This window comes from Sphingomonas hankookensis (genome assembly GCF_001619955.1).
Classification (GTDB): domain Bacteria; phylum Pseudomonadota; class Alphaproteobacteria; order Sphingomonadales; family Sphingomonadaceae; genus Sphingomonas; species Sphingomonas hankookensis_A.
Window position 1 is genome coordinate 1 of the sequence record NZ_LQQO01000052.1, and the last position, 498, is coordinate 498.

1 protein-coding gene is annotated in these 498 nt (G+C 56.4%); it reads right to left on the bottom strand.

Features of this window, described 5'->3' with window-relative positions; genetic code table 11:
• Positions 1–70: 70 nt before the first annotated feature.
• Positions 71–498: hypothetical protein (locus tag AVT10_RS18610; protein WP_084401784.1), on the bottom strand; the 428-nt coding region annotated here is incomplete at its 5' end.

Consider the following 498-nt stretch of genomic DNA (forward strand, 5'->3'; position numbering starts at 1 on the left):
CCCCTCACATGGGAGTTCTCAGGTCAAGAGGCTGTGCGGTAGAGCGTGCAGCCTCTTTCCTTCCGCACAATCATATCTGTTCTACCTTGCCGGTTCGGCTGCCAGCCGCAGCAATGAACCAAAACAGCGCGCCTGCAATAGCGCCTAATAGGGCAATTTGGCCGACGTAGTAGAAGTTCATCAGCCATCCGTAAGCAGTCAAAGATCCGTCGATGACGGTTGATCGTCCATCAATGCTCGCATTATCCGGTCGACTTATTAACGCGAGCACGAGCCAGGGAAGAGCGGCGACCACTGCACCAGTCGCAGCGCAGTTGATGATTGTCGCATTGACGTGTCGGCGTAACATGAAGAACGCCGGGAGCCCGATGATAAAGGCTGGAGGGTAAGCGCCAAACACGGCAAATGCCACAGCGCTCCGCCAGATCCGTTCGAGCGGATCGGTGATGCCCTCATATGCTGGCATAGCAATAGCCATCAACAAGGCGGCTGCGCCCG